At 56.8% G+C, this 26,402-nt stretch carries 23 protein-coding genes and 4 pseudogenes; 17 read left to right on the forward strand and 10 right to left on the reverse strand.

The window, feature by feature from the left end; genetic code table 11:
- Complete coding sequence (locus C8C95_RS23135; protein WP_116750458.1) at positions 1 to 1,008, forward strand: ParB/RepB/Spo0J family partition protein; 1,008 nt, start codon at positions 1 to 3, stop codon at positions 1,006 to 1,008.
- 1,445 nt (positions 1,009 to 2,453) lie between these two features.
- A complete protein-coding gene (locus C8C95_RS23140; RefSeq protein ID WP_116750459.1) occupies positions 2,454 to 3,812 on the forward strand; it encodes a replication initiation protein in 1,359 nt (452 codons plus the stop codon).
- A 244-nt stretch (positions 3,813 to 4,056) separates the two neighbouring features.
- Here C8C95_RS23140 and C8C95_RS23145 read toward each other — a convergent pair.
- Positions 4,057 to 4,520: pseudogene (locus tag C8C95_RS23145) on the reverse strand (DDE-type integrase/transposase/recombinase); the annotation flags it as partial.
- Between C8C95_RS23145 and C8C95_RS23150 the strand changes: the two are divergent.
- Positions 4,512 to 4,798 (forward strand): annotated as a pseudogene (locus C8C95_RS23150) (ATP-binding protein); the annotation flags it as partial. The pseudogenes C8C95_RS23145 and C8C95_RS23150 sit on opposite strands and share 9 nt — an antisense overlap.
- Positions 4,799 to 4,870: 72 nt before the next feature.
- Here C8C95_RS23150 and C8C95_RS23155 read toward each other — a convergent pair.
- Positions 4,871 to 5,182: a helix-turn-helix transcriptional regulator gene (locus tag C8C95_RS23155; protein WP_116750460.1), complete on the reverse strand. Its 312-nt coding sequence runs from the start codon at positions 5,180 to 5,182 to the stop codon at positions 4,871 to 4,873.
- Between the two features lie 199 nt (positions 5,183 to 5,381).
- On the opposite strand from C8C95_RS23155, the gene C8C95_RS23580 reads away from it, so the two are divergent.
- The 4 genes from C8C95_RS23580 to C8C95_RS23585 all read left to right on the forward strand — a co-directional run bounded on the left by C8C95_RS23580 (position 5,382) and on the right by C8C95_RS23585 (position 11,104).
- Positions 5,382 to 5,672, forward strand: coding sequence for a hypothetical protein (locus tag C8C95_RS23580; RefSeq protein WP_133246262.1), 291 nt, complete (start codon positions 5,382 to 5,384; stop codon positions 5,670 to 5,672).
- A 1,585-nt stretch (positions 5,673 to 7,257) separates the two neighbouring features.
- A complete protein-coding gene (locus C8C95_RS23165) occupies positions 7,258 to 8,292 on the forward strand; it encodes a tyrosine-type recombinase/integrase (protein WP_116750462.1) in 1,035 nt (344 codons plus the stop codon).
- Between the two features lie 208 nt (positions 8,293 to 8,500).
- Positions 8,501 to 10,009: a hypothetical protein gene (locus C8C95_RS23170; RefSeq protein ID WP_116750463.1), complete on the forward strand. Its 1,509-nt coding sequence runs from the start codon at positions 8,501 to 8,503 to the stop codon at positions 10,007 to 10,009.
- A 186-nt stretch (positions 10,010 to 10,195) separates the two neighbouring features.
- The gene (locus C8C95_RS23585; protein WP_133246264.1) at positions 10,196 to 11,104 is read left to right on the forward strand and encodes a zinc finger-like domain-containing protein; all 909 of its coding nucleotides are present in this window, start codon (positions 10,196 to 10,198) and stop codon (positions 11,102 to 11,104) included.
- Positions 11,105 to 11,128: 24 nt separating this feature from the next.
- Here the strand turns inward: C8C95_RS23585 and C8C95_RS23175 are convergent, their stop codons facing one another.
- Entirely contained in the window at positions 11,129 to 13,522 is a 2,394-nt protein-coding gene (locus tag C8C95_RS23175; RefSeq protein ID WP_116750464.1) for a site-specific integrase, read from the reverse strand.
- 343 nt (positions 13,523 to 13,865) lie between these two features.
- On the opposite strand from C8C95_RS23175, the gene C8C95_RS23180 reads away from it, so the two are divergent.
- From C8C95_RS23180 to C8C95_RS23190, 3 genes are read left to right on the forward strand one after another with little or no spacing between them, the layout of a single operon-like run.
- Positions 13,866 to 14,198 carry a hypothetical protein gene (locus tag C8C95_RS23180; protein WP_133246265.1) on the forward strand — a complete coding sequence of 111 codons (333 nt, stop codon included), beginning with the start codon at positions 13,866 to 13,868 and terminating at the stop codon, positions 14,196 to 14,198.
- Positions 14,199 to 14,221: 23 nt separating this feature from the next.
- Positions 14,222 to 14,692, forward strand: coding sequence for a hypothetical protein (locus C8C95_RS23185; protein WP_116750466.1), 471 nt, complete (start codon positions 14,222 to 14,224; stop codon positions 14,690 to 14,692).
- A 13-nt stretch (positions 14,693 to 14,705) separates the two neighbouring features.
- Entirely contained in the window at positions 14,706 to 15,821 is a 1,116-nt protein-coding gene (locus C8C95_RS23190; protein ID WP_116750467.1) for an RES domain-containing protein, read from the forward strand.
- Positions 15,822 to 16,206: 385 nt separating this feature from the next.
- Here C8C95_RS23190 and C8C95_RS23960 read toward each other — a convergent pair whose 3' ends face one another.
- The 3 genes from C8C95_RS23960 to C8C95_RS23200 form a co-directional block, all read right to left on the reverse strand.
- Positions 16,207 to 16,521: a hypothetical protein gene (locus tag C8C95_RS23960; protein WP_243415801.1), complete on the reverse strand. Its 315-nt coding sequence runs from the start codon at positions 16,519 to 16,521 to the stop codon at positions 16,207 to 16,209.
- Positions 16,522 to 16,605: 84 nt separating this feature from the next.
- A complete protein-coding gene (locus C8C95_RS23590; RefSeq protein ID WP_133246266.1) occupies positions 16,606 to 17,211 on the reverse strand; it encodes a hypothetical protein in 606 nt (201 codons plus the stop codon).
- Entirely contained in the window at positions 17,208 to 17,576 is a 369-nt protein-coding gene (locus tag C8C95_RS23200) for a hypothetical protein (RefSeq protein ID WP_199227804.1), read from the reverse strand. Before C8C95_RS23200 ends, C8C95_RS23590 begins: the two co-directional genes overlap by 4 nt.
- Before the next feature lie 591 nt (positions 17,577 to 18,167).
- Between C8C95_RS23200 and mobI the strand changes: the two genes are divergently transcribed.
- The 7 genes from mobI to C8C95_RS23235 all read left to right on the forward strand — a co-directional run bounded on the left by mobI (position 18,168) and on the right by C8C95_RS23235 (position 23,400).
- On the forward strand, positions 18,168 to 18,653 hold the full coding sequence (gene mobI / locus C8C95_RS23205) for a conjugative transfer protein MobI(A/C) (RefSeq protein ID WP_069105833.1): 486 nt from the start codon (positions 18,168 to 18,170) through the stop codon (positions 18,651 to 18,653).
- A gap of 1,313 nt (positions 18,654 to 19,966) precedes the next feature.
- Positions 19,967 to 20,389: a helix-turn-helix domain-containing protein gene (locus C8C95_RS23210; RefSeq protein WP_199227693.1), complete on the forward strand. Its 423-nt coding sequence runs from the start codon at positions 19,967 to 19,969 to the stop codon at positions 20,387 to 20,389.
- Positions 20,390 to 20,440: 51 nt separating this feature from the next.
- Positions 20,441 to 20,770, forward strand: coding sequence for a hypothetical protein (locus tag C8C95_RS23595; protein ID WP_133246267.1), 330 nt, complete (start codon positions 20,441 to 20,443; stop codon positions 20,768 to 20,770).
- 72 nt (positions 20,771 to 20,842) lie between these two features.
- The gene (locus tag C8C95_RS23215) at positions 20,843 to 21,022 is read left to right on the forward strand and encodes an MbcA/ParS/Xre antitoxin family protein (protein WP_233250422.1); all 180 of its coding nucleotides are present in this window, start codon (positions 20,843 to 20,845) and stop codon (positions 21,020 to 21,022) included.
- Between the two features lie 93 nt (positions 21,023 to 21,115).
- Positions 21,116 to 21,700, forward strand: coding sequence for an HAD domain-containing protein (locus C8C95_RS23220; RefSeq protein ID WP_108498432.1), 585 nt, complete (start codon positions 21,116 to 21,118; stop codon positions 21,698 to 21,700).
- 165 nt (positions 21,701 to 21,865) lie between these two features.
- Entirely contained in the window at positions 21,866 to 22,318 is a 453-nt protein-coding gene (locus C8C95_RS23225) for a hotdog domain-containing protein (protein WP_116750470.1), read from the forward strand.
- 575 nt (positions 22,319 to 22,893) lie between these two features.
- The gene (locus tag C8C95_RS23235) at positions 22,894 to 23,400 is read left to right on the forward strand and encodes a hypothetical protein (RefSeq protein ID WP_116750472.1); all 507 of its coding nucleotides are present in this window, start codon (positions 22,894 to 22,896) and stop codon (positions 23,398 to 23,400) included.
- A gap of 274 nt (positions 23,401 to 23,674) precedes the next feature.
- Here the strand turns inward: C8C95_RS23235 and C8C95_RS23240 are convergent.
- The 4 genes and pseudogenes from C8C95_RS23240 to merA form a co-directional block, all read right to left on the reverse strand.
- Positions 23,675 to 24,043, reverse strand: a pseudogene (locus tag C8C95_RS23240) (EAL domain-containing protein); the annotation flags it as partial.
- A complete protein-coding gene (gene merE / locus C8C95_RS23245) occupies positions 24,040 to 24,276 on the reverse strand; it encodes a broad-spectrum mercury transporter MerE (protein ID WP_063459342.1) in 237 nt (78 codons plus the stop codon). The gene merE and the pseudogene C8C95_RS23240, both read right to left, overlap by 4 nt.
- A pseudogene (merD, locus tag C8C95_RS23250) lies at positions 24,273 to 24,627 on the reverse strand (mercury resistance co-regulator MerD). Before merD ends, merE begins: the two are co-directional and overlap by 4 nt.
- A gap of 19 nt (positions 24,628 to 24,646) precedes the next feature.
- A complete protein-coding gene (gene merA, locus C8C95_RS23255) occupies positions 24,647 to 26,332 on the reverse strand; it encodes a mercury(II) reductase (protein WP_063459341.1) in 1,686 nt (561 codons plus the stop codon).
- Between the last annotated feature and the right edge of the window lie 70 nt (positions 26,333 to 26,402).

The following is a 26,402-nucleotide window of genomic DNA, read 5'->3' on the forward strand; positions in this document are numbered from 1 at the left end:
ATGATTTCCAAAGTCGACCGCAAAGCTGCAATGCGAGCGTCCCTTTCGGCAGAAAAGCGGGATGTAAATGCGCGGTTTGCAGCGGCAGATGCCGTGCTTTCCGAGCGTCCAGGTGGCCTTGGAGGTGTGCCCCCCCCCCAAGTCGTCCTCGATGAGGCACAGGCTGGTCGGACTTTCAGCGCTGAAAATACTGGTCCAGCGCAGCAGCGAATTGTGGCAGCTCCTCTTGATAGAGTGCACGAAAACCCACTGAATGCCCGTCACATCTATGACCCTGACATCGTCAAGGAGCTGGCGGCGTCAATTGCAACTCGTGGTCAACTCGTTCCAGCGTCTGCGATCGCGCATCCGACCATACCAGGTGACTACTTGCTGATCGATGGTCACTATCGGAAGAAGGCGCTCGCTGCAGCTGGTCAGCACAGCATCGACCTGGTGATTCGCCCACACGAGGGTGATCTCGAACTCTATCGCGTGAGTTGGGTGCTCAATGAGGAGCGTAGCGCGCAAAGTCCCTTAGACAATGCATTCGCGTGGAGAAAATTGCTTGATAAAGGCTTAGTGCAAACTGAGTTGCAAATCGCTGAGCTCTTGGGAGTGTCGCTCTCGACGGTGAACAAGACCATTGCGTTGCTAAGCCTTCCGACTGCTGTGCTCGACCGAATGCGCGATCGGCCAGAGAAGTTCGGCGTATTCGTTGGGTATGAGATCACGCTTGCCGCCAAGAAGGTGAGCGAGATAGAAGTGCTTGCATTGGTAAATCGCATCATCGAAGAAGATCTGTCGTCGCGTGAGGTCGGCGCCATACGCGCAAAACTCGATACTGGCGATAAGCGCAAGCCTAAAGAAACATCGCGCCAATACAAGATCCAACACACTGGCCAACAGATCGGGTTCCTCAAGGAATGGGACTCGGGAAAGGTCTCACTTGAGGTCGTGCTTGCCGATCCAAAGGAGAGGGCAGCACTCGTTGCCGAACTCAGAAGCCGTTTCGGTCTGGTTGACTGATCAAGATATCGGACAAAGGTGAGCCTCTACAGGGAGCGAACAATGCTCCCGAAGAGGACTAAGGGCCCATAGAACGGACTGGAGACTCTCTAGGGACGCGAAAAGTGGGTGACTGTCCTTCCCGCCTTAAACCGAGACCTTTGATAGCCCGTGTCGGTCCCTTCTTCTTTCTAAGGTGAGTCTTTACGGGGAGTGCCGCTCCACCGTTGTTTCAGCAGTCGGCCTACAAATCCGTCTCCACCGCCGAAGTGCAGTGCCAGAGCTGACCTGCGCTTGCCAATCCTCAAAAGGTGAGCCTTTTCAGGGACCCGTCTCAATCGTCAGCGCGAAGGACCGGGGGAGGCATTCGGACACCCCGATATGTATTAAGGTGAGCTTTTACGGGGGCTAAAGCCAGGCCCGGAAACCGGAGCGAAATGTTTGCAGTCTGCATTCGGCGGATCATCACACTGCAACTCCCAAAAGCGCCATATGGATGCCTACTTCATCGAGCCAAAGGGCGTGTAAAGGCTCAAAGGTGAGACTCCACAGGGACTAGAAATGGCGACCCAATAAAATTTCAGCATCTAGGATGTGTGCACTCACACATCGGGATGAGTATTTAAAAGCTATCTTGCAAACAAAGGTGAGCCTCATCAGGGACCAGCGCGGATGAGGTTCCACTATGCGTAGCCCGCACGGCTTCCTGTAAAGATTGGGTATAGGTGAGCCTTTACGGGGGGGGGTGGGGGGCCTGATGAATCTAGGCGATTCTGATTGTGGCTGGGGAAAGAGACAGGAGTCGTCTTCGATTGGACCTCGTCTGGTGAGCTTTTACAGGGAGCAAGGGAGAGATGCTCTACTGATGGGCAATCGGGCATGGCCAGAATTCCTTCTGGACTCTGGTGAACTGGCTGTTTGGGATTGGAATTCACTCGCTAGGCATCCACGCTATTGAGGATTCTTTGTATTGAACATCCTTGGAAACCTTAAATACAATTTGAACATCGCAAAACCTAAGCCCCACGCGGTTTTCCGCCTAATGAGGTGAGTGGATTCGGGGACCAAGGTGAGCCAATACGGGGAGAGAGGTGAGTGCCCCCGGGGACAGGCAACATCTATGGTGAGAATTAACAGGGACTATAAGTGAGTGGATTCAGGGGCAAAGTGCGCAAAGGTGAGCTTCTACGGGGAGTGGGCGACTCGGTAGCTCCTTGAACTCGCCTAGAGCTCATGATCTTTTTCTTGGCGAGTTAGCTTCCACCTAATGATCGGGTTGGCCGAATGAGCGGTCTGCAGCCAAGCGTAGGCTTGCCTCATCACCTACGAAAAGGTGAATCAGCCACAAACCGATACAAAGGTGAACCCTCGACGCTTCCATCGAAAGGTGAGAGAATCGCGCCAAAATTTCACCGATAGATCCGGTCGCATGGCAGCGCGCACCAAGCACTGGTCAGGAAAGGTCGATGCCAATGGCGAGGAAGAGCAAGGCGAAACCTGGGGAGGTCATCACGATCGACGCCAGCGATGTGAGGGAGTTTCGCAAGACCAATGAGGCTATTGGATTGAGGGTCGTAGAAGGCAATCTCTCGCTGCTCTCTCGTAAGGTATTCAATGTGATGATGTACCACGCCCAGGAGATGAAGGTTCCTGGGCTCAATGCACCGATCAACACCGCTGCAGCCAAGAAGTACTTCTGGATTCCGCTTTCTGACCTCGCCCGGGATGCGGCCTACGACAGCAAGGATGTGCAGTACCTGAAGAAGCAGCTTGAGGAAATGCAGAACATTAAGCTGCTCATGGAGAACGAGCGACAGTGGACGAGTGAGCGACTGGTCTCTTCGGTCACCTTGGTTAATCCCGCTGGGCTGAACAAGCATGCAGGGCAGGTGTGGTTTGGATTCGCTTTTCCTCCTGAGGTGCACGAGCAGGTGATGGCGCCTAGCACTTACACACGGCTTTCGATCGTGTACCAAAGCTCACTCAAGTCAGGGTCTGCCCTTGCTTTGTACGAAATCTGCCGTCGTTACGCGACTAATCCATCCAAGGTGACTTTCATCCAGACTTATGAGCACTGGTACGGTGTGATCACAGGCAATCCTATATCTGAGTCGACACCGCCCGTCTACAAGTACTTCAAACGGGACACCCTGAGGCCCGCCATCGCTGAAATCAACGCGCTCACTGACATCAACATCGAACTGATTGAGCACAAGAACGGCCGGCGCGTCGAGAAGCTGCAGTTCAAGGTCGAGCAGACGAAGCAAGCCCAGCTTGAGTTCCCGGCGCCGCCCATCATCGACACGGAACTCATGACGAGGGTGATGAAATTCGGTTTCAGCCAAGCGGACGCCAGCGACTTGGTCGCGCAACACAGTGACGACCTCCTGCGCACAGCCATTTCTCGGGTGGAGGCACGCGCAGAGTCGAAGGGAATGACCCCGCTGGAGACCCCCGCAGGCTACTTCCGCTGGACGCTCCAGGACTTGGTGCGTAACCCAACTCCTGTACCTGCACTGGCATCACCCAAGGCTGCCTCCTCGTCTAGCAAGGCGAGCGGTCGCAGTGTGATGGAGCGATTTCTTGCCGCCAGGGCTGTTGAGGCCCTTGGGGTCTACAAAGAACTTGACGATAGCGAGCGCAAGGCTCTATTCGAGGCGTTCAAGTCACAGAACGCCAACAAGACGTTAAAGCTGGACAAGGGGCTTGATAGCGCTGCAGTCCGTGGCATTTTTGCGCCTTGGTACGCCAAACAGTTGTGGGGAGAGCCGACGGCCCAAGCGCTTGCTCAGTTTATCGAGGAGTATGGAGCTGCGTCCAGTTAGCCAGCGCTGGCTGGCGTCGTACGTTGTAGCCGGAGAGGAACCAATTTCTGCCGCTTCAACTCAATACCCTAGCTGGAAAATGATTGCATTCTTATGTTGTTCGCATATTAATTATTTCCACGTAAAGTGGGCATTCAAAAAATGGACGACAAAGGCATCTTTGAGAGTGCTGTAGAAGCAATAGCGCCAGTAATGCAGTTCGAGGTGAATCGTTCCGGGATTCTCGGAGGCTGTTTGGTTTAAGTCATGCCGTCCCTTTGGCGGCCAGATTGGCGAGTTGCCGGTAGTGGTTTGCCTCAGCTTCTGCCGGTGGGATGTACCCGATGGGTTCGAGCAGGCGATGGTGGTTAAACCATGACACCCATTCGAGCGTGGCGAACTCCACGGCTTCCTTTGTTTTCCATGGCGCGCGGCGATGGATTAACTCGGCCTTGTAGAGACCGTTGATGGTCTCTGCCAAGGCGTTGTCATAGCTGGCGCCCTTGCTGCACACGGAAGTCTCTATGCTCGCTTCAGCCAGTCTTTCAGAGTACCGAATGCTGGCGCATTGCGACCCGCGGTCACTGTGGCAAATCAAGCTTCCATCGCGCTCAGGCTGCCAGGCGTAAAGGGCTTGCTCCAGTGCATCGATCACGAAGTCCGTGCGCATTGAACTGCTTACCCGCCAGCCCACGATACGGCGGGCAACACGTCAATCACGAAGGCTACCTGCCGTTCCGTACGTGAGGAGAAGCTTTGCTGTTCCACCTGCTGTCCAAAGCTGTACGAGTGCACGAGCGTCGTGATCACCACCAACCTGAGCTTCAGTGAGTGGGCCAATGTGTTCGGAGATACCAAGATGACCACGGCGCTGCTGGACCGCATCACGCATCACTGCCATATTCTGGAAACCGGTAACGACAGCTACCGGTTCAAGAACAGTTCGGCACAGCAGCCACAGACCCACCAAAAAGGAGAAGACAACCAAGAACTTATCCACAACGTGAGCATGAAGTTCACGAACCAGGGTGGGTCAGATCGAGATGGAAATGGCGGGTTAGTTTTGGGGAAATCAACAGTCAGCCACCGCCCCCGCTAGGCAGATCAAGCGCAGCGACTTCTTTCTGGACTTCAGCCAAAACAACCGAGACGTCATCTAGCGATGGAGAAGTGGCAAATGAAATTGCGAGCAGGGTCAGGGGATGGACGTTCAAAGCGGTGGCGATCTGCTCCACTTTTCCCAACGTGGGACTTTTGGTGCCTCGCTCTAGACTGCTGATGTAGGTTCGACTTGAAACAGAGGAGAAGTCCTCTTGGGTGTACCCCCGTGCGCGACGGATTACCCGCAGAGCCATGGCGATATTGTTCAACGCATTTGAATGAGCTTCCATCTCCGCGATTAGGAGACTTTGAACACAATAGGGCTACAATCTATAGTGTTCAAATTTTGCTTGACCAATGATTTCTTACTTTCGCAGTGTGCTTGCTGGGCTAGCTAGAGTCTCCCGCCGAAGAGCCCCAATAGCTAGTCTAAGTTTTGTACGACCATACTTCTTTGTTGAGTACCGTACAGAAAGCATTGGCGGAGGCATGAAGAACATTTTTTTGTCGAATGAAGACCTACTGCTCGACTTTGTGAAGCAAGGTTCTTTGCAAGGCTATATTGTGGTTCGCGTGAGGGTAATGTCACCTGGATACATGCATGATTCAAAATTTTGGCATTTTGAAGATCTCATAGCTTTATGGGAGGCTGAAGAACCTAATATGTATGAGCCGGCTCTGCTGTACACGCTGTCAACTGGTGTCGAGTTGGTAAAATCAGCTTCCTTCACGCCAATAGAGCATTTGGGAAAGCGCAAGTTGATATATCGGGCCCCTTAATGCTAGGCAGTAGCAGCTATATGTTCCATTTCTCTCAAAAACTGCTGAGCAGAGCCTCCTGAAACGTGTTTTCTCTACAGTCGATTGCGGATATGACGATGACCGAGTTCTTTAATAATCCTGTTGCTGTCGGAATGAGCCTGTTCGGTCTGCTTCTGCTAGTGGGCTCCACATTTTCAAAAATGCAGGCTCGTTGGGAGCGGAAACACTTTCGCAATGACGTTCTTTGATTGAAGGCTGAGCCTCGTTGTTATTGGGAATCAAATTGAATCGACAGGAGGAGCAAAAGAACGCTTTTCTCATCCCCTCATAGGTTCTGTGATTGATTTAGTATCAGTCCTAAATTATTTAATTGCGCATATCACCATCGGATTATTTACCTCATACAAGCGCTAGCATAATTTATTGGTGTACGTCTCTGCGCAGGACGTAAAAACTGAAATAATAGGAATAGCCTTGACTGCGTTGTACCAACGACATAAGCTGCACTGTGTGAATAAAGCGCATTCGTTAGCCTTCGGCCTGACTACCGCCCAACTGCAAGAGCTGGCCAAACAGGCTGTCCGTGACGCCCTAACCAAGAACGTTCAGGCGGGTGTTTCAACAACCGTTCTGCTCAACGGGCGTGTGCAATCGCTCGATGCAAGTGATCTACGACTGCAGTCGCTCTTGAACGGACGGGGCGCGACTGGCCACGAGTCGTAGTGCAACGGAACTCCATCTGGGCTGCAGTGCCCGTCATCGAAATCTCGAACTTCGTGGGGGTCATGGAGGCCGACCCGCTTTGACAATGAGGTTGGCTCTGCGGGGGAAGCGTCCCGCGACTCCGAATTGCGGAATAAATGCTCCTATTTAGGCGGTTCATATATCGGAGCATATAGGGGCAGCGGGCTACTTCAGGCTGGTTGCAGTCGCTCATTTTGAAAAATTCAATGGCCGCTTTCTCCGAAAGCTGACTTTCCACTTCTCCTGCAGTCACCTTTTTCAGTCTCGGAATCTCCTGCCTCGTCCAGTTTTGAGATCGCCGGGATCCGTTATGTCATGGTGAAATCCCCACCTATGAACCGAGACCCCTTGCACCTCCCCGCCTTGCGCGGTGGCTTGCTGACACTGCTAGCAGCGGTACTGTTTGGCATCAGCATGCCGATCCAGCACCCGAATCTAGTTCATGTGCCGCTGCCTCGGGAAGACCCGGGAGTGCCCGGTGATAGGGCCACAGCCGACGCTCGCGCCGCGGGGGCGAGTGACTGAAACCAGCCTGAAGCAGCCCACCCAACCCTTGGCATTCTTCTGAGCCTCACCATCCAGGGCGAGAGCACTTGAACGATTGATGACGTCCAACAGCTCAACACGTTTCGAAACCATGTTTATTTTTTGAGACTTTTTTCAGCTCCCCTCTGTGGACGCCGTGTTAAATTTGGATATAGTGAATATTTGGATTACATGCATTGGCTAATACAGAAATTAATAAGGTCACCAGCGATAAGCTTCTACAGATCATTCAATAGCCTATGCATGCGGTAGGGAAATTGCATTGCAACCGCAAAGGCTCATAACGCAACAAGCTACGACAATTCAATTGATCATGAATTCCACCGTTGAATTGAGCGCTGACGAGTTTTTTGAGCAATGGCTAGAACATTGCTCAAATGATGACCAGCGGGCCATCAACGACTTTGATTTTTTCAGGTACTTTTGGATCTCGTGGACCAAATTTTTGGCAAAAGGTGGGGACCCTGATAACCCAAGATGGGTTCACTGGACCGATGCAGACCCAGTGTTGGTCAAAGGCTATCTGACCGGTGGAATCAAAGTGCGCGGGAGTGGCGTCAAAATCAGCGAGATCACCAAACGCAGGTACTGGCGCCTGCTGGAACGGGTGTATGACTACGCCATGGAGCGCGGTTTGGTCGCTACAAATCCAGCAGCAGGCATTGCCGACAAGGAAAAGCCTCCTTCCGAAGATCCGAAGGGGGCCATCCTTTCACCTGTGGTCTGGGAGCAGTGCATCAAGATGCTTCGGGAAGACTCGGGTGAAGCCTTGAATCTGAAGGCCAGCGACATCCGCAACCGCGCGCTCTTGCTGGTCCTTTTTGAGCTGGGGTTGACCTCGGCGGAAGTCCGCGCGCTCTCGCACGAATCCTTCGTGGACGGCAGGGGAGGGAAGGGTGCCTCGATCCGCATCACTTCGGGTGGCGTCAACCAACTGCGCACGATGGTCGTGTCGGATGAGGTGCGTTCGGCCGTGGCATCGTGGCTGCAGGTGCGCGCGACGGCTGGCAAACACGCGATGACGCCAGCTCTTTTCAGCTCGCAGACTGGCAAACCGATGACGGACGAAAACCTGTTGGTGCTGGTGCGCGCGCACCTGCTGGCCGCCAGTCGGGCCGCTGGCCAGGGTGACCCGGTTCGCGCTGGGCCACAGATCGTCAGGAACACCAGGCTGGTGCAATGGATGCTGTCTGGCATGCCCCAGCCGGAAGTGGCACTTCGCGCCGGTCTCAAGAACGTCCGGGGGCTCTTGCATTTGCGTCAGCATTTGCCGGATGGACCGCGCCTGGAACTCGCGCGCGCGTCCAGCCGAAAGGACGACGAACCGCTGCGCCCAGCCTACGCGTAGCTGCTCTCGGGGTGATCCGCTGGGGCTCAACCATGGGTCTTCACCCTGAGCACGGGCAACACGCCCGATCTCGGCATTCAGTCATCCTGGAAACGCTGGCGCCAACTGGACTATCCCTTCGTCCTCTGGGCCCAGTCAATTTCGACATAGGATCACCACCATGGTTCGCGGGCCAAAGCCTGCACTTGGCATTGATCGGGAGACTTGAGTGAGTGCAAGAGAGAGGGTAACGCGCAACACGCACGAGTTCTGGAAGGCGACGTGCGGCATCGACACCCACGCCAGGGGCTCTGGGAATGCTCGCAACGACACACCGTGGGTCGCCTTCACGGCGGATCGGAAAGCTCTGGTTTGCACGGTCTGGGAAGACCAGATCGCCAAAGTCGTTGATCCCATCGACAACCGGACCCGCAGCTTCGTGATGCTCGGCGGGAAATCAGCAAAGTGGAAGGGCGGGGCGGTCAAGCGGGGCCGCGAAGCGGAAGCCGCCATAAGCGAGGCGGTGAAGTCTCGCGTGCCGATATTTGGCTTTCGTGCAGTGGCGTCTGGCGACGATCCCGCCCACATGACCCGCCATGTGAAGCACATCAACCTCGATCATGTCTCCGTCCTCAAGCCTCAGTTCGGACGCGCCCCCGATGACCCACGGCAACGCCTGGGCCTGGAAAAGGAGCTTCGGGACCGTTGGAAGAGCCCGGACGTTGATGCGCTCAATACGGCGACTCTCTTCGAATTGGTGGATGCCACTGGCAATGTGCCCGGTGCCGACTGGAACCCTTTGCTTGCGCCTGCTACAGGGACCGACGACGCTGCTGAGCTTCGTGGCAATGCGCTGGCCGCGCGCATCGTGCTGCCCTACCTGGTAGAGCACGTCCGCAGACAGACCGATGGCATCATCGAGCCTCTGACCTACTCCGACCTGGCGACGATGCTGGGCCGGGTCAAGGCCGATGGAAATGCCTTTGCTCAGGGGATGGGGAAAGTCCTGGGTCTAGTGACCCGTCTGGTGGAGGCAGGCACGCGCGATTGGCCTGAGGAACTTCGCCCCCCTCACATCACATGCATTGTGGTCGCCAAATCGGGTGCCACTGCCGGTCTTCCCAGCGATGGCGTCAAGGACTACTGGCCCGGATTCGAGGTGCTGACACCGGCTGAAAAGCGGGCCAAGGTGCGATATGAATTCGACCGCATCCTCGCCTACGGTGATCGATGGCTCCAGGTCCTCGAAAGTGTGGGCCTTGGCTCCGCAGCAACGCCGGCAGACCTCGATTCAGCCAACGGCAAAGACAAACGCTACTACGGCTGGGGTGGCGGCGAGTCCGAGGAGCACAAGCAGCTGCGCCTCAATGTCATGGCCAGGCCGGAGCTGTTCGGCCTGAAGAACACGCTCCACGCGGAGACGGAGTATCCGCTCCTGTCGGGTGATCGCTTGGATGTATTTTTCCGAACGGAGGCACGTTTGGTCGGCGTCGAGGTCAAATCCATCCGGTCGGCTGACGATGACCTGGAACGTGGCATCTACCAGTGCGTGAAGTACCTGGCCGTCATGCGCGCTCAGGCGTTCATCAACGAACCTGCGGGCGCATTGATCCAAGTCATGGCGTTACTGGTGGTGCAAAAGCAGCTCCCAGCTGCCCTGGAGGAACTCGCCACGAAGCTGGGCGTGAAATGGATGGTGCTGCCCCCAGGGCATTTTGCGCAGGAAATACAAGCTTGAACTTCAAGTCGATCCATGTCGCGATCACGCGAAGCTCATAGAGCGCATAAAACTTGATCTGGGTAGTTCCATACAGCGACAATGGATTTCAACATAACCTGCGGTTTCTACGATAATGTTGTCCAGTCAGATATTGTTGTAATGTCGATAATGAATGGCATACACGACAAAAACAGGCGACCTTGAATGGCCAATAGCGAGCGACATCAAAAGCTGTATGAAGCAATTAAGGACAAGCATGGGCTACCTGCGAGCATAGCAATGACTCTTGCGATCTCATCAGGTGCCGGTTCAGTTGATGAAATCCGGTTTCTTGCTGACCTGATACTGTCATTTCGAAATATACGATTCCAGGGCTACGCCAATGGCGCCAAAGGGGTTATTCTTCGGGCAGATTATTCTGATGGTGGTTTAGACGCAAACTATTACATCGACTTTTCGTTTCAACAGAGATTTAGGAATGCAGCTCCAAAAACGACGGACTGGAGAGTTGACTTAGCCATTTACGTGTATTCAAAGTTCCCAAAAGAAGCGCAACTCATTCATTCGCTTGCTCTCGAATACGATGGGCACCCATCACACTACTTAGAGACAAAAGTTAAAAGTCAAATGGTAAGAGATGCGTACATCCTGAAGGATCAGTGTATGCAGGTTTCCAGAATCAGTGCAGATATGGCGAAGGACGACCCCGGCCTAATCAAGAAAGCAATTAGAAGCAGCATTCGCTTCCACGTCAAAACACATAAAATGACGGTCGCCGAAACCGCTCGATTAGCCAAAAACGGCGTCGCAATATTACGAACCGATTTTCCAGAGAACAAGATCACGGGTCGCAAGACCCGAGATCCATGGGTTGACTGCCCCATATGCAAGGGCAAAGGCGAATTCGGTTATTATCCATGCAAATTATGCGAAAGCCATGGAACCCTTCCCACGAGCAAGCTTAGTTCTATCAACATCGCAGATTTTTTTGAAGTAAGATGCCCTGCCTGCGGATTGACCCCTCGAAAATCGTGCACACAATGTAATGGCAGGGGCACCATGGATCACTTAAAAGCTCTTCAGTACACCATCAAGCACTACAGGGATAATTGACGGTATTAGCTGCAAGCCGAGACCTCAGACGCTCGACTTGAGTTTTTCCGCCACCCTGATCCGCTCGGACATGTCGGCTTTCACATAGATGGCGGTGGTGTTGATGTTCTTGTGTCCCAGCAGCCCTTGCACCACGCTGAGATCACCTTCTGACGACTTCAGCGCCTTGTGCGCATAGGTGTGGCGAAGCCAGTGGGTAGAGGCCCGCATGAAAGGCCCCTTGCCCTCGCCCGGTTTTTCACCAGCGGTGGCAGAGCACATCGCAAAGAATCCTTTGAGGATCTGATACAGCATGTGGGCGGACAAGGCACCGTTCTCGTTGACGGTGTACTTGAGCTGGCCTGCCACGGATATGCCTTCGATCTCAATCGTCGGCAGCGCTTTGACCTGTGATGCCAGGGCTTTCTCGTCCCGTTCCTTTTTCAGCTTCTTGTCCTTCGCCCAGATCCACCGGTCATCCAGCACCCCGATCAGCGGCTCATCCTCGGGCTTGACGTGAGAGAAGTATTTCAGCCTGCCCTGGATCACCAGCTCCTCACGATCCCTCCGGTGCTCGCGCAAGGCCTCCATGGTCTCTGCGTTCAAGGGCACTTGCCGTTTGCGCTTGCCCTTGCCCAGCACCTGCAGCACACGCGCTTCAGAACCAGGTTCCAGCGCTCGGTCGGTCTGTACGTGGGACCACCGGGCCTGCGCCACCTCCGCACGGCGAAGACCCGCGTTTTCGAGGAGCCGGAACAGGGCGCGCAGCCGCCGCTTGGGAGCACCATCGGGCAGTTCTGCGAACGTGTTCCCCACCACCTCCAGGTCGGCTTTGGTGAACGAGCGGAACACATCCAACGTCTCTTCCTCGCGCTTTTTGCCGTGGACGGCCTGTGCAGCGTTGCCGTCGATGTATCCCGATTCTTTCCAGTGCGTGTACATCTTGCGCACTGCGGCGAACGTCACATTCAGGCTCACAGAATTGAGGGGCCCGCGCAGTGGCCTCCAGCCCGTGGTCTTTTTCTTGGGCGAGCCTTTGTCTGATTGAACCCAGTGAGGAGGCGGGGCGATCAAAAAATCCTTGAAGGCAAAGAAGTCGGCCTCGTCCAATGAAGAGAGCGCCTTCTTGCGCTCATGGACGGACCAGAGGATCAAGCGCTCGATGGAGCGCTGGTACGCCTCCTGGGTGAATGGCGACAGGTCCTTGATCTTGAGAAACCACCCCCTCACAGCCTCCAGGTCGTTGGTGGCACTCATCGTGTTGACCCCGTGCTTGCGAAACGTGCCCTTGGTTCCCATCAGATCTGCAGGCCACTTCATGGAGGTCAGCGGCTGCAGGGCGTTTTCATCCGAAACTTGGACTTCGGTGGCGTTGGCGGCGACCAGGGCAGGGAGCTGGGACAGGCCTTCGGCGGGCGCCAGGTTCCAGCGCAGAATCCACGCCAACAGGTTGTCTGCCCGCTTGACCCCATAGCCAGGCAGGGCGTCGTACCAGGTGGCGCCTTGCAGCGACATCCAGTCCACCAGGTTCCCCAGCGTGATCACACCGGCTTTGCGCAGCGCCTGCATCTGGGCGGCCGACATGATCACCCACTGCTCCACGCGATGGGCGCGCTCGGGCTTGGTGCCCAGATGTTCATCCAGCCAGTTGATCGCGTGCAGCACGTCCTTCATGCGCTCGGCCGCGCTGCGGGCCTGCTCCGGCTCGACCGGGATCACTGCCGGCGCGTTGGCCAAGGCGAACTCTGCCTGTGCGGGCAAAGCAGTGGCCACGGGAGGGGTGAGGGCGGGAAGTGAGGCTTGGGCGGCTTGGGCGGCAGCTTCTGCTTCCTGCAGCGCCTCCTGGTACCGCTCGATCAGCTCCGCTTCAGAAAACATGCCTTCGTCAAACTGCGCCGCAAACTCCTCCAGCGTCGGCGGCTGGGGCGCCTGGGCTGCCACCGGCTCGGCAACGGACTGCGCTGCAGGGGCCGATGGCTGGGCACCGGGCTCACTGGCCGGAATCCGCGGTGCCTCCAGCACAATGGTCTGGTGGTCCCTGAGAACCCTCACCATAGCGCGGGCCTCGTGCGACTGCGCTATGCCGTTGGCTGCAGCCTCGATCCGGTCCAAAAGCTCCTGGTATCTCTTGATCAGCGCTGGGCGCTCGGGCGCGCGGCCTGGCCAGAGCATGTACTGGCGGGCGGCGACCGTGAGATCCACCCCTTGGGCAACCGCCCGCAGCATGGCAAACTCATCGGCCGTGGCGCTGCTGTCGTGGGCGATCTTGGTGCGCGAACCGGGTGGCCGACCGCGCCGCCGCGCTGTCTTGGCGGGTTGCGCGGGCTCCAGCGGCTGGCCACCGTCAAAATCCGCGACCGCGAGATTTCCGGGGCCGTCGATGGGGCCGGTGTCGGCGGGCGATTGACCCGCAGGAATTTCGGGCGTAGAGTGGGCCATGACTTTGAAAAAACCGATTGTCTTGAACGTTGGCCAGCGGGTCCAGCACCGGGCCAAAAGGTACAACTAAGCGTCAGAGGAGCCGGGAAATCCCCCTCCTCTTTTTTTATGACTCATTTGCTAGACGTTAATGGATATTATGGGACAGTACACATTAAATGTAAATCGATTCCGAAGCGTCAAAAACTTAACGAACTTAACGGATTGATCTAACGCACTCGACTCAACGTAGCTATCTAACCTTGCGAAGTTTTCAGGGGCGATGTACAGTTCCCCTCGGAAGCACCGGCCTGGACGAGCGATGTCCAGCCAGCGACCACAGGAGAACGAGATGCTTGTTTGCTTGAACAGCCCCAGCGGGGACAGTGGGATCGAGAGTTACGGCGAAGGCGCGATCACGATTCTTGAATCACTTCCGTATGCCAGGACGGTCAGGGAAGTCATCGTCTTCGGGTTCACCGTGACGGACGCCCACCAACCGTTCGCCAATCTGGTTAGCGCTCTGTCTGCCTACATGACCCAATGGCGCAGCCTTTTGCTCTTGGCAGTCAGCAGCCCCAAGGTGGGTTGTGTCGCACGCATCGGCGCACGGCGCCGCGACATCACTGTCCTTTGCGACGGATCTACTTCCGGCTTCTTCTCGGCGGCAAAGCCCAACCTGCGCAACGCGCCATAAGCGCACCACGGTTTGAAATCCCCATGAACACCCTGTCCATTTCCTCACCGTTTGCCCACCGCAATGCCCCAGACCTCTCGCAGGCGTCTTCTGATCCCTACGCGACAGCGGCCCAGTCTGCCGCTGTCTTGCGCTCGGGTGCGCAGTACCGCCGCGAGCGCATGGAAGCCGACGACATGATCACTACCGACGACGCTGCACTGCTGGCGGGCGCCAGCCGGGTGACCATCAACGCCTGGATCAAGTCGCGCCGATGCATTGGGGTTTCCCACCTGCGCCGGGGTTTCAAATTGCCACGCTGGCAGTTCGAACCCAACCTGTGGCCCATCCTGCAGCCCTTGGCATCGGCCCTTGGCGCGTCCGATGGCTGGCAGGTGCTCACCTTCCTGGAGACGCCGGCATCGGCCCTGGACGGCCAGACACCGCGCGCCGCACTTGAGCAGGGCGTCCCAGCGAAACACATCCTGGCATTGGCAACGGCTGAGGCTCACTGAATGACCTCGCCCCATGAACCTGACAGACCTCAATCCGCCATTCATTGAACTTCCCGACCGCCAAACCTGGCACCGCATCCAGCGCACCAGCTGGCGCAAAGACAGCGTGCGCACGCGCGGGTTCATCCTCCCGCCCTTCGGTGTTCCCACCGGCCGCTTCGATCTGTCCGACGAACCCACCGCCTACCTCGCCGATAGCGAGTTGACCTCGTGCTACGAGGCGCTTTTTAGGCGGGACACGCGCAGCTACACCCTGGATCAACTCCGGCAACGCTCACTGGTCGCCTTTCGCACGGCTGCAGGCATGCGCCTTGCCGATCTGCGCGGGCTGGAGGAGAACTACCCTGTGCTGCAATCTCTGCGTTACGAGACCACGCAGGCCTTTGCCGCCGACGCCCGGAAGGCCGGTGCCCATGGTGTCATGTACGCATCCGCCCAACACCCGTACCACGCCTGCATCTGCCTGTTCGAACGCGGCGTGGCCAGCATGACCAAGGTATCAAGCACACCCCTCGCACTGATCGCCTCCACCTCAGCGTTCTGCGCGCAGCACTGGGCTCTCAAGTGGCCATCGTCTCGTGAATCAGGAGCGCAACCCATGCCCATGACCGCCAAACCGTCAGTTGTCCGCACCGATGCCGCTGGCCTCGCCGCCTTTGAGGGTGACGCGTTGCTGGTGCTGGAGATCTCCAAGCGCGAGATTGAAACCGCCAACATCGCCAGCGCTTTGGAACGTCTCCATGCAATCGCGGAGTCCAGAGAGACCGCCCTTCGCTACCAGGAGTGCCTGGTCATCCAGGTGGTGGGTTACGACGCTGACCCGCGCGAGCTGGCGGAAATCCCCGAGGTGCGCGGCTTTTTTGCCCGACTCGCCAAAGAGTGGCCCCACTGGTTGTGGTTCCTGCACAGGCGTGTAGGCGCGATCCATCTGCTGATGGCACTGCTTTGCAAGGTCAAAATCCATCGCCGGGGGACCAGTACAGGGACCGAGTTTCTTGACCGCTACGAGCTTGCCGCCCAAATGGCAGACCTGTTTCAGCGCGGCAACGCCATGTTCGAGGCGTTCGGAATCAGCGAAGGTGAGGCCGAAGCTTCTTGCGAGAGCGCTTGCGCTGAATTGGTCCCCTAGAGGACACCTGCCCAGGCTTCAGTAGATGATCAACCCAACAGGATCGCAGGGACACCAGACCTCGCGTGATATCAGCGGATTTTCTGGGCTCGTGTGCCCACTACCTTTCCCAAAAGATTGAACCGCCCATGGCAACTAAACCCGACTTGTCGCCTGAATCGGAACCCGCAAAGGCCGACAACAGCAGCTCCTTTGGGCGGCGACTGAAATTGGAGAGGCTCAGGCGACAGCTATCTCAGCAGGAAGTGGCGACACATTGCGGCGTCGCGAGGACAACGCAGAACAGCTATGAAAAAGACAAACGCTCACCAGGCTTGGACTACGTGGAAAAACTTGGAGAGCTAGGATTCAATCTCCCCTACGCGCTCCGCAGAAACAGGCCTGCCTACGACGACTTGGCGCGCTTGCTGGCGAGTCCCACGGCCAGGTCTGTCAAGACCGCAACTTGCAGGTTCTGCAGTAAATCCTCAGGCACTCTGGTCCAGGCCAGAATGGAATTGGGATATGCGCCTACTGGCATTCCGTGTTCATTGAGGATGCAAGTGGTATTCCCCTGTGTAAAAACACTGCCATAAATGACGGTAACCGATGGCTTCATCATCATTTCCAGGCCGAGGGACTCAAGGTACATCGAAGGGTCGTGGGCAATGACCTCCACATACCGCTCGTTGTGCATACCGAACCACTTACGGCAAGCCATGGCGACTCGGACTCCCTCCGGGGGGGTGCCCACAGTCCAGGAGCCAAGACTTGCGGACTGAGTGTTTTTCAGATCTTCATTCAATTAACCCAAAGAACGTGCAAAGCTTCGAACGCCTTTGCCAACCCTATTACTGGCGTCGGTCGTAGGCGATGCAACTGGAGGCAATTCGGTACTGCTTGGACTACCTGCAATCTCCTTTACCGGGTCAACAGGCTTCGGAAGAGACTCCACGTCAGCTACATTCGTCGGTAGCGCAGGTTGTCTTGAGCGTGGGCTGTCCGACGAAATCTGAGATCCAGGCTCCGCCGCCATAGATGCTTGTATTGCTGGCTTACTCCCGTCTACTACGAGTTTCCCCGTCTCTGAATAGAGCGCCAGAAGTGCCAATATCCTCAAACGTTCGGCTCTAGCGCGCTTAGAAATACTGCTCAACTGATCTAGCAACTTGGGTTGTGTTTCGCCAATAAACACTGCGAACTGGATCGGTTCGAGCTGCCCGTCAACAACCCCCATGTTGACCGGAATGCCCCTGAAAGTTTCTGATCCGCTTTCAAGGTACATACCGATCATTGCCAAAGCCCTAAGCCGTTCTGATCTGACATTAGCCGGAATCCGCGCAAAAGCACTATGCAAAATCGGGTATGCCTCGTTAATTTCGACAACGACTTTCAGGCTTTTGCCGCTCATACAGAAGCACCGCCGAGCAGCCAAAATCCACGCGCATTCGAAAGCACAGGATTTTTAGGCGATACCACTTTCAGGCGCGGGAATGCCTCCTGAATTGCCTGCTGGAAGAAGGAAGATCCACCGCCGACCAGAACAATAACGTCAGGAGACATACTTTCCACGCGGAGAGCCTTTTGAATCGAAGTGGCTTCGACAGAGGAAAGAGTTTCACTTGCCTTCTTGAGGAAAGGAGCAAGTTCGACACGCTCACCCATGAGCAAGATGCTTTCCTTGCCGGAGTGAATTGCATTTCCGAGCGTTTCGACACTCACTTTTGCTCCGTGCTCTTCGGAAATAAAAGTTCCCGCTTGCGCTCCCACCTTCATTACATAAACTTCACAATTAATCGCACTCCATTAGACACTTAATGCAATTACGTGCAATTCTTGTCGCCGGTCAACCGCAGCGTAGTCGCAGCAAATACGCCTGGCGTCGGACGGTCTCGTAGCAGTACAGAGTGACTAATGACTCACTTCAACGAATTGCGCAGACAAAACGACGTTTTCATCATTTTACGCCTCTTGATCCTAATAGGATGAATTCACACCCCTCTTTATGCGGACTGCAAGATCAGCTGTTCCAGCGGCTCTTTGACCTAGTGGATTCATCCTATTAGGATGGAACGGCAAATAATGGATCATAAAGAGACCCAACCCCCTCCGCTCCCTGCGACATGAAAAGTCCAAAAAGCTGTGCATCCTAATAGGATGGATTGGCACCCTGAATCCATCCTATTGGGATTGACACTTTTTCAAGCCTACACCTGAGGATGCTGTAGGATGGGTGGATTCATCCAACTAGGATGGACCAGACCGGCATCTCCATCCCGAAAAAAGTGTGTTTTGAGCAGTACGGCCCCGTGGATGGATGTACCGGGTATCTCCATACACGGTAAAGAGATGGATCTACCCCCCGAAATGAACAAAGACGAACTAGCCCTCTATGAAGATGCAATCCAAGGCCTTGAGCGATGCATCGAGGTGCTCTATGGCCAAGCCATGGTCGCAGCAGACGAGTACATGAGCTTTGTGGATCGGGTTGAGGCGAAGGCGACAGGCTGGGAGTCCAGGTCAACACTGCAACTGTCGTGTACCAGAAAGGGCAACCACTTGGATCTCAAATGGACGGGAATCCGTTGGTTTGGTCAAAAGAACAACCGCCAGTCCATTCGAGTGAGGATTGCGATCAATGAAGAGTCAATGACCTATGCAAAGGATCGGTTGAATACCTTTGCCAAAGAATGGGAAATTGATGAAGTGATGAAGACAGAAAAAAAGCTTCAATCCATCAGACGAAAGTCAAAACACATTGTCAAAGCCATCATCAATACTCGTAACGCCATTCGTGTGTTGAAAGCGCAGAAGGGGGATGAGGTTGAGGCCGAGGAAGAGGCGGTCGGCTAGGCCCTATGTAAAAGCAATTAAACCCGCAGCTAGACCCACAATCGTCTTTTTCACTTGCACTTAAACCTGGGCCCTATGTAGATGCACATGGGGCCTTTTACATTTCAGGCGTGGATTGATGTGCTCGCCGGGTATTTCCCTCGCGGCTTTTGTGCTCTTCAGGCCCCGTGCTTTGTCCCCTGTCTTCTTTCCCCCGAAGAAATAGGCGCTCCGTAGTTTGACTCCATGGATCTCGGGGTTAGGCGCTGACACTGGCTCTTCCTCTATACCCATTGTGGGCTTTCGAGGCTTTTATTGAGGGGACGAATCGCCCCTCGCGGAATCGCCTCAATCGCGGCGATAGCTGAGGCCCTATGTAGATGCATTTCTATGTAGTTGCGCATCGATTTTGATGAAAGCCCTCGGCGCCCAATCAGCCCGACAGCGTTTAGTGTTCGCCCCGCACTTCCGTAGCCTTAATTTCCCCCCGGAACCGGTATCTTCACCATTTGGTGCTCGGTATTTGTCCTGTTTCCAGGCTTTGCCTTGCAGCGCCCTGGTTCCCGGATGGTATTGGCATATGGATTCGCAGGCCGCACTTACGACAACAGTAGGATTAGAATGGCGGGCGCTGGATACGACGAGCTACGCGGAAGCCATATGGCCTTTGGCGGTTCTGGCGGTGGTCCGCGTCGGGTTTTGATTCAGTGGTATCCCAAGGAGAATTCCGCTCTCTGGGCCCGGTGACGCGCGGCGGTGCAGAAATCGCTCTTGTGACCTTTTCACCGTCAAGCCGCCTTTTGCCGGTCTCAGTGGCGCAACCCCCCAAGGCGCGACCATATAAAGCGGGATTTGCTCACCGCTGCTTTATGGTATCTCTGCGAGCTGTGGGTTTTCCGTCTCCCGTAATAGAACCCCAAGATTCTCCGATGGGGCTCCTAGCTCCCAAACCGCCCTCAGAGCCCCAAAGTAATTCTCCCCCCGGTGGAGTTTGGAAGCTTGTTTTTGGGGCCTCCTGCGCCTCATTACATGGCCCTCCCCCGTTTGGTTAGATCCGCTCTATTTCGGAGTGTTTTCAAAAGGTGGCAGCAGTTTTCTAGCGTAGCCTGCGGAAAGCTGCTGCGAAAAATGCGGTTGCAGCCGCTGAGCAGGTTCCGGACGCACGGGAGTATTTCAGCAGCCTGTTAGTCCCGTTCGAGACCGTGGCGTGCAAAGATAGCTGACTGGAATGCCATTTTTGTTTTCCAAGTGTGCCCGTCTCCCAATGGAAATAAACCGGTTGCCCAGATCTGCTTAAAGAGGCAACCAGTCTGTTGCCTCATGCGTTTGCCCCCTTGAAAAACCGCCTGGATCTCACCCGCTTGGCCGAACTTGACCGGCAGTTTTGCGATTTTGCGAAGCTGCAGCGGAATGCCACGCCCAGATGTGGTTGGGCAAAGACGGTTAGGTTGGCCTTGGGCATGAGTTCTAAAGCGCTGGGTGAGCGTTTGGGCATGACGGCACAGGGAGTCCGCAAACTGGAGCATGCCGAGGCCAACGGCACTATCACGCTGAATACGCTTGCACGTTTGGCTCATGGCCTGGACTGTGAAGTGCACTACATGTTTGTTCCCCGGACCAGTCTGGTGGAGCAGGTGCTCAACCGTACTCAAGAGATCGCTGGAAAATGCGTTGCCGTCCACGTTGATGGGGGCGGAGGCGCTGACAGATGCAGAAACGCTGATGGCCCTTACCAGCGCACTGGTAAAAGTGAGTAAGCGGGGCCTTTGGTGAGTCAGCGCTGGTTCTCCTGCCGATACAACCCCGCGATGAGTTTGAACATCGTTGCTATCATCAGCGCAAAGCAAGCCCCCGGTGCGACCTCTGCGAAAGCATGCCCCCGGGGGCGACGTTTTTCTGAGGGGTACTTTGATGAAATCTCTCTCCGAAGCTCGCGACAGCTCTTGAGAGATCCCATCGCCGTGGAATTGCACTGCACAGGTCAAGCGGCCTGGAAGGCGAAGCGCGTCATCACAATCAAGGTCAAGCACGCTCTTCCTGTCATCACCGCAAGGGAATATGCGCGCTCGGGCGATGCAACCGAAGATCCGACGCTCCGGCGACGCCGCTACGCCATTGTTAGCGGGACTGATCGGTAAATCATGGCCGCAGATTCTGCCCTCATCGCCCTGGAAGACCACATCGCTATTCTCACTATGCTTGTGCAGCGCATGGTTGACGAGTGTGGCGACCCAACTGGTTTCGACGCAAAGGACTGGCTTCATCACTGGCTCGTGGGGGCGGTCCCGGCATTGGGCGATCGAAGGCCTCTCGATGTACTCAAAGAACCCGGCGGCCTTGAGGTGGTGCGGAGCTTGCTCATGCGTGTCCAGTCTGGTGCGTTCTCGTAGGAATACGCACGTGGTTGGCGAGTTCTGAATCCGCCCTGGCCCTGCCGTCGTCCTTGGCTAAATCGCCACCCAGCGCAATCCCAACATACGGCTATGTCCTCTGGCCAAAATTCCCCATATCTCCATGCGTCCACTCCACGCAGCGCGGACGTCGTCCTGTACCTCGATCTCGATGGTGTTGTTCACCATGAAAAAGTGCTCTGGCATCCCCGCAAGGGTATCTACATGAGCCCGTATGAGGCTGCAGGGCATTCGCTGTTCGAATGGATTCCAATCCTGGAGTCAGTGCTCCAACCCCACCCGGCAGTCGCTCTGGTACTGAGTAGCACGTGGTGCATTCGCCCCGGATACAGCGCGACACTCAAACGCCTTCCGGCCTCATTGCGTGCCCGGTTTATTGGTGGGACGTACCACAGGCGTGTCCATGGCGTGGATCCCTGGAACCTGACCATGTTTCGCACCACACCCCGGGGCGTGCAAGTTCAAGAAGACGCTCAGCGCAGAAAACCCCAGCAGTGGATAGCGCTCGATGACGATCTGGAAGATTGGCCTGACTCCTGTCGGCAAAACCTGGTCGCATGCGAGGGAACTACGGGCTTGTCAAACCCCGAGGTACAACACGAACTGAGGGAAAAATTGCGCAGCTGTCATGTGGCCTTGTCGGCCAGAACCCCATAGCAGCTCGCGGGGCACGGTGCACTTAAAAACGGTCTAACTATCGAACCTTCATTCGAGAAATCCCCTGCCGCAAGTGTCTTGGATGCAAGGTTGGACGCATCCTGAATGTACATTTGGACGAGCCCTCAATGTACATTTGGACGGTAAACGCATCATTGCTTTCCCATGCATAGTCCGACCATCCCGTTTCGCCTAGTCTCCACTCAGCGCGAAGAGCAATTGGCTCAATTCAACGCCAGGAAAGAAATTGCTTGGTTTGGGTTTAGGGGGGCGTTCAAAGAGCCGGGCTTGGCGATCATCAATTTCACCAAAATCGAATCTGGCCTTCAGGGAGGTGGAGGAACCTCCGCAATCAATGGCGGCGTTATCGCCGCAGGTTTTGATGCAGCCTTCGTGCTTGCCGGTCTCGGTCACTACGATTCCAAGGTCGTCGTCACCCTTGAGTTGTCGGTCAAATTTTTGTCCCTTGCACTTGTCAGCGAGTCGCTTGCATTCCAAGCGCATCTCGTTCGATCAGCTAAGAACTTCTCGTTCGCCGAGGGCTTTCTCTCTCAGGTAGGTACAGGACCAGCCCGGCATTTGGCAATTGCCACCGCTATGGTGGCGCCTGCGCGCTAGGCACGCGGCGGGAAGGCGCAAGGCGCCAAAGGTATCTTTCCCCTCGGCTTAGATGACGACTTTCGAAAGTCGTTGACCCAAGGCGTGATCGTTCTAACTCTCAGAGACACCACCAGCACTGGGTGCTTTTGCTGCTTTCCGATCTTCTATGCCGGTTGAATTCCGTGATACCTTGACCTTGCCACCGTGGCAAGGTTCATAGTCAAAACGTGAATCAACCAAAGGAGGCTCACATGGTCCATTTCAATGTTCCTGATCTGACGTGCGGCGGTTGTGCTCAGCGTATTCGTCGAGCAATAGCTCAGTCCCAACTGCCAGCAGGCGTCGGAGTAGAAATCGATGTGGCCACGCGGCAGGTCCGCGTTCCTGGGCAAGTCGAAGACGACACTGTGGAGCTTGTCCGCTCCGCAATTGAGCGTGCCGGATACAAAGCAGACGCCGTGGCGGGGACTTCATCGCGCCGAACAACCGGTGGCTGCTGCTGTGCGTCTCGGTCCACAACCTCTGTTGATGTGAATCAAGGCGCTGCGAACCGTACGTCGTCATGCTGCAGTTGAACCTACAAGGAGACCATCATGCGTCTGAATATCGTCGCTGGGCTGTTGACAACCCTTTTCGTGGCGGGCTGTGCCGTCGCGCAATCTCCAAAACCTGCGGACGAACACGCAGGCCACCACCCCGGTGATGCGCAGAGCGGGGGCGTAACCACCCAGTCTGCCCCGGCAGCTACCACCCAGCCAACACCGGACGCCTTTGATCGTCAGATGAAGGCGATGCAGGAAATGCACAAAAAAATGCAGGCGGCCAAGACTCCCCCCGAACGTTCTGCTCTGATGGACGAGCACATGAAGCTCATGCAGTCCGGCATGGCCATGATGGGTGCTGGTAATTCTGGTGGCATGGGTATGGGGATGATGCAGCAAGGGGCGCAGGCCAAACCTGCCGCACCTGCAGCATCTGGAAACTCGGGCATGGGAGGCGGCATGATGGGCATGCACGCTCAAATGGAGCGCCGCATGGCCATGATGGAACAAATGATGCAAATGATGGTGGACCGCCAGGCGGCCATGCCATCCAGGTAGCCTCCCCCGCGAGCGTCCTGAGGGGCGCTCGCCACAAAATCTCATTGAGATTCTGTAAACCACCTTCCTGAATCGACCAGCGCAAGGCGCGTTCCCCCTGAGCCCGTTACTGCCGCCCGCAAGCACCACGCATTTCAGAAGTGGGAATGTGTTCGGTTCCTTTGCATCCATGCTTGATCGATAGCTCAATTGGGTGCCATTGATGGCGGCGACGGTGCTCTTATCGGATCTTCAGTTTTCAGCGATAGCGACAGGGGGGGCGCCGCTGACCTGGTACCCACCCGTCGAAGTCAGACCCCACCTGGCTCGCCGAAACATTGACGGCCAGCCGGAACGGTTGCCATGCCAGCGCCTGCCAGTCGCGCATCTGACGGCAGGCTGCGCCCAGCACCCAAGCACCGATTTCATGCATCAGGCCAGACGATTCGGTCACGGGCAGGAACTGGCCCGGCGGCAACAGTCCGAGCATCGGGTGACGCCAGCGCAACAGGGCTTCCGCGCCGACAATCTGGTCACTACGCAAATCGACAATCGGCTGGTAGTGCAGATCAAGCTGACCGCCCGCAACCGCAACCGCAACCGCAACCGCCAGCGCCAGCGCCAGTTGCGCCACCGTCCATTCAATGGGTTGGGAAGCGCTCATGATCGCCCCCTGAAGGCCCGCAGCAGCCGCGTCACAGACAGGACAAACAAACCGGTCAGCGTGAGGGCTGCAATACCCCAATACTCCCCGATGAACGCGCCGGCCGTTGTTCCCGCGAGCACAATGGCGAGAATCGGCAAATGGCAGGGACAGGTGAGCACGGCCAGCGTGCCCCACAGGTAGCCGGTGAACGGCTTGTGTGTCTCGGTCGGCAAGCGCTCGGGGCTGTTCATGGCAGACTCTCCGCGTGCTGGGCCGGCTCGGTCGGCAGGGTGGCCAACTGCACTTCCAGATCGGCCAGCGCTTCGCGCCGACGTTCGACGAACTGGCGCAGCACGGCAAGCTGCGTGGCCGCTTCGTTGGCGTCCGCAGCATCCAGCGCCCGATACAGCCGCGTCAGTGCGTCCAGGCTAATGCCCGCCTCGAAGGCGGCCCGCACGAAGCACAGGCGTTGCAAGGCGGCGTCATCGAACGCCTGGGGTGCACGCCACCGGCCGCAGCAGTCCGCGCAGCAGGTAGTCGCGCACGATATGCACGCTCACCCCGGCATCAAGGGCCAGCCGGGACACTGTGTAGGCGTTCATTGAACACCTCCTTTTTCCCTCATCCGGCGCAGCAGGAAAGCTGCTTCACGTCCTTGCTGAACGTCTGCGCCGCGAGCTTCAAGCCCTCGACCATCGTCAGGTAGGGGAACAACTGGTCGGCCAGTTCCTGCACCGTCATGCGGTTGCGAATTGCGAGAACAGCCGTCTGGATCAGTTCGCCTGCTTCCGGGGCCACCGCCTGCACACCGATGAGCCTTCCGCTACCTTCCTCAATGACCAGCTTGATAAAGCCGCGTGTGTCGAAATTGGCAAGCGCACGCGGCACGTTGTCCAAGGTCAGGGTGCGACTGTCGGTCTCGATCCCGTCGTGATGCGCTTCCGCTTCGCTGTAGCCCACGGTCGCCACTTGCGGATCGGTGAACACCACGGCCGGCATCGCGGTCAAGTCGAGGGCCGCATCTCCGCCCGTCATGTTGATCGCGGCACGGGTGCCGGCCGCTGCCGCCACATAGACGAACTGCGGCTGGTCAGCGCAGTCGCCAGCCGCATAAATGTGCGGCGTGCTGGTGCGCATGCCCTTGTCGATGACGATGGCCCCTTGCGCATTGACGGTGACCCCCGCCGCGTCCAGTGCCAGGCTGCGCGTGTTCGGTGTCCGTCCGGTAGCGACCAGCAGCTTGTCGGCGCGTATTTCACCGTGCCCCGTGGTCAGCACGAATTCGCGGTTCACATGCGCGACCTGGCTGGCTTGCGTGTGTTCCAACACCGTGATCCCTTCGGCACGGAAAGCGTCGGTAACGGCCTCGCCGATGGCCGGGTCTTCGCGGAAGAACAGCGTTCTGCGCGCCAGGATCGTGACCTGGCTGCCCAGCCGGGCAAAGGCTTGCGCCAGTTCCAGCGCCACCACCGACGAGCCGATCACGGCCAGGCGTTCGGGAACGGTCTCGCTGACCAGCGCCTCGGTCGACGTCCAGTACGGTGACTCTTTCAGGCCCGGAATCGGCGGCACGGCCGGACTGGCACCCGTGGCGACCAGGCAGCGGTCGAACATCACGACGCGCTCACCACCCTCGTTCAAACGGACGACAACGCTCTGGTCGTCCTTGAAACGAGCTTCACCATGCAGAACGGTGATGGCTGAATTGCTGTCCAGGATGCCTTCGTACTTGGCATGGCGGAGTTCATCGACGAGGGCCTGCTGCTGGGCCAGTAGTTTGCTGCGATCAATCGCAGGCACAGTCGCGGTGATACCGCCGTCGAATGGGCTTTCCCGGCGTAAATGGGCGATGTGAGCGGCGCGGATCATGATCTTGGACGGCACACAACCGATATTGACGCAGGTGCCGCCGATGGTGCCGCGCTCGATCAGCGTGACGTGCGCGCCTTGCTCGACGGCCTTCAGCGCCGCGGCCATCGCGGCTCCACCGCTGCCGATCACCGCGATCTGCAACTGGTGTTCACCGTCACTGCGCTCATCAGCGGCCCCCATCCAGCCGCTCACCTTGTCGAGCAGCCCGGTGCAGTTGTCCGTCGGTGGCGCATCGGCGAGCGTTGCTTTGTAGCCCAGTCCGACCACGGCGGCAGTCAGCGCATCCGGTGACGTGCCCGCCTCGGTGGCGAGTTGCGCTGTGCCCTTCGGATAGGACACCAGCGCCGACTGCACGCCGGGCACTTTTTCCAGCGCTTCCTTGACGTGCGCCGCGCACGAGTCGCAGGTCATGCCGGTGATTTTTAGATGGGTCATGCAACAGATCCTTTATCGTTTGTGGCGCCAGGCAATGACGTCAAATGTGCTGCGGTGCCGTTTTCAGTGA

This window comes from Acidovorax sp. 99, from assembly GCF_003096455.1.
Classification (GTDB): domain Bacteria; phylum Pseudomonadota; class Gammaproteobacteria; order Burkholderiales; family Burkholderiaceae_C; genus Acidovorax; species Acidovorax delafieldii.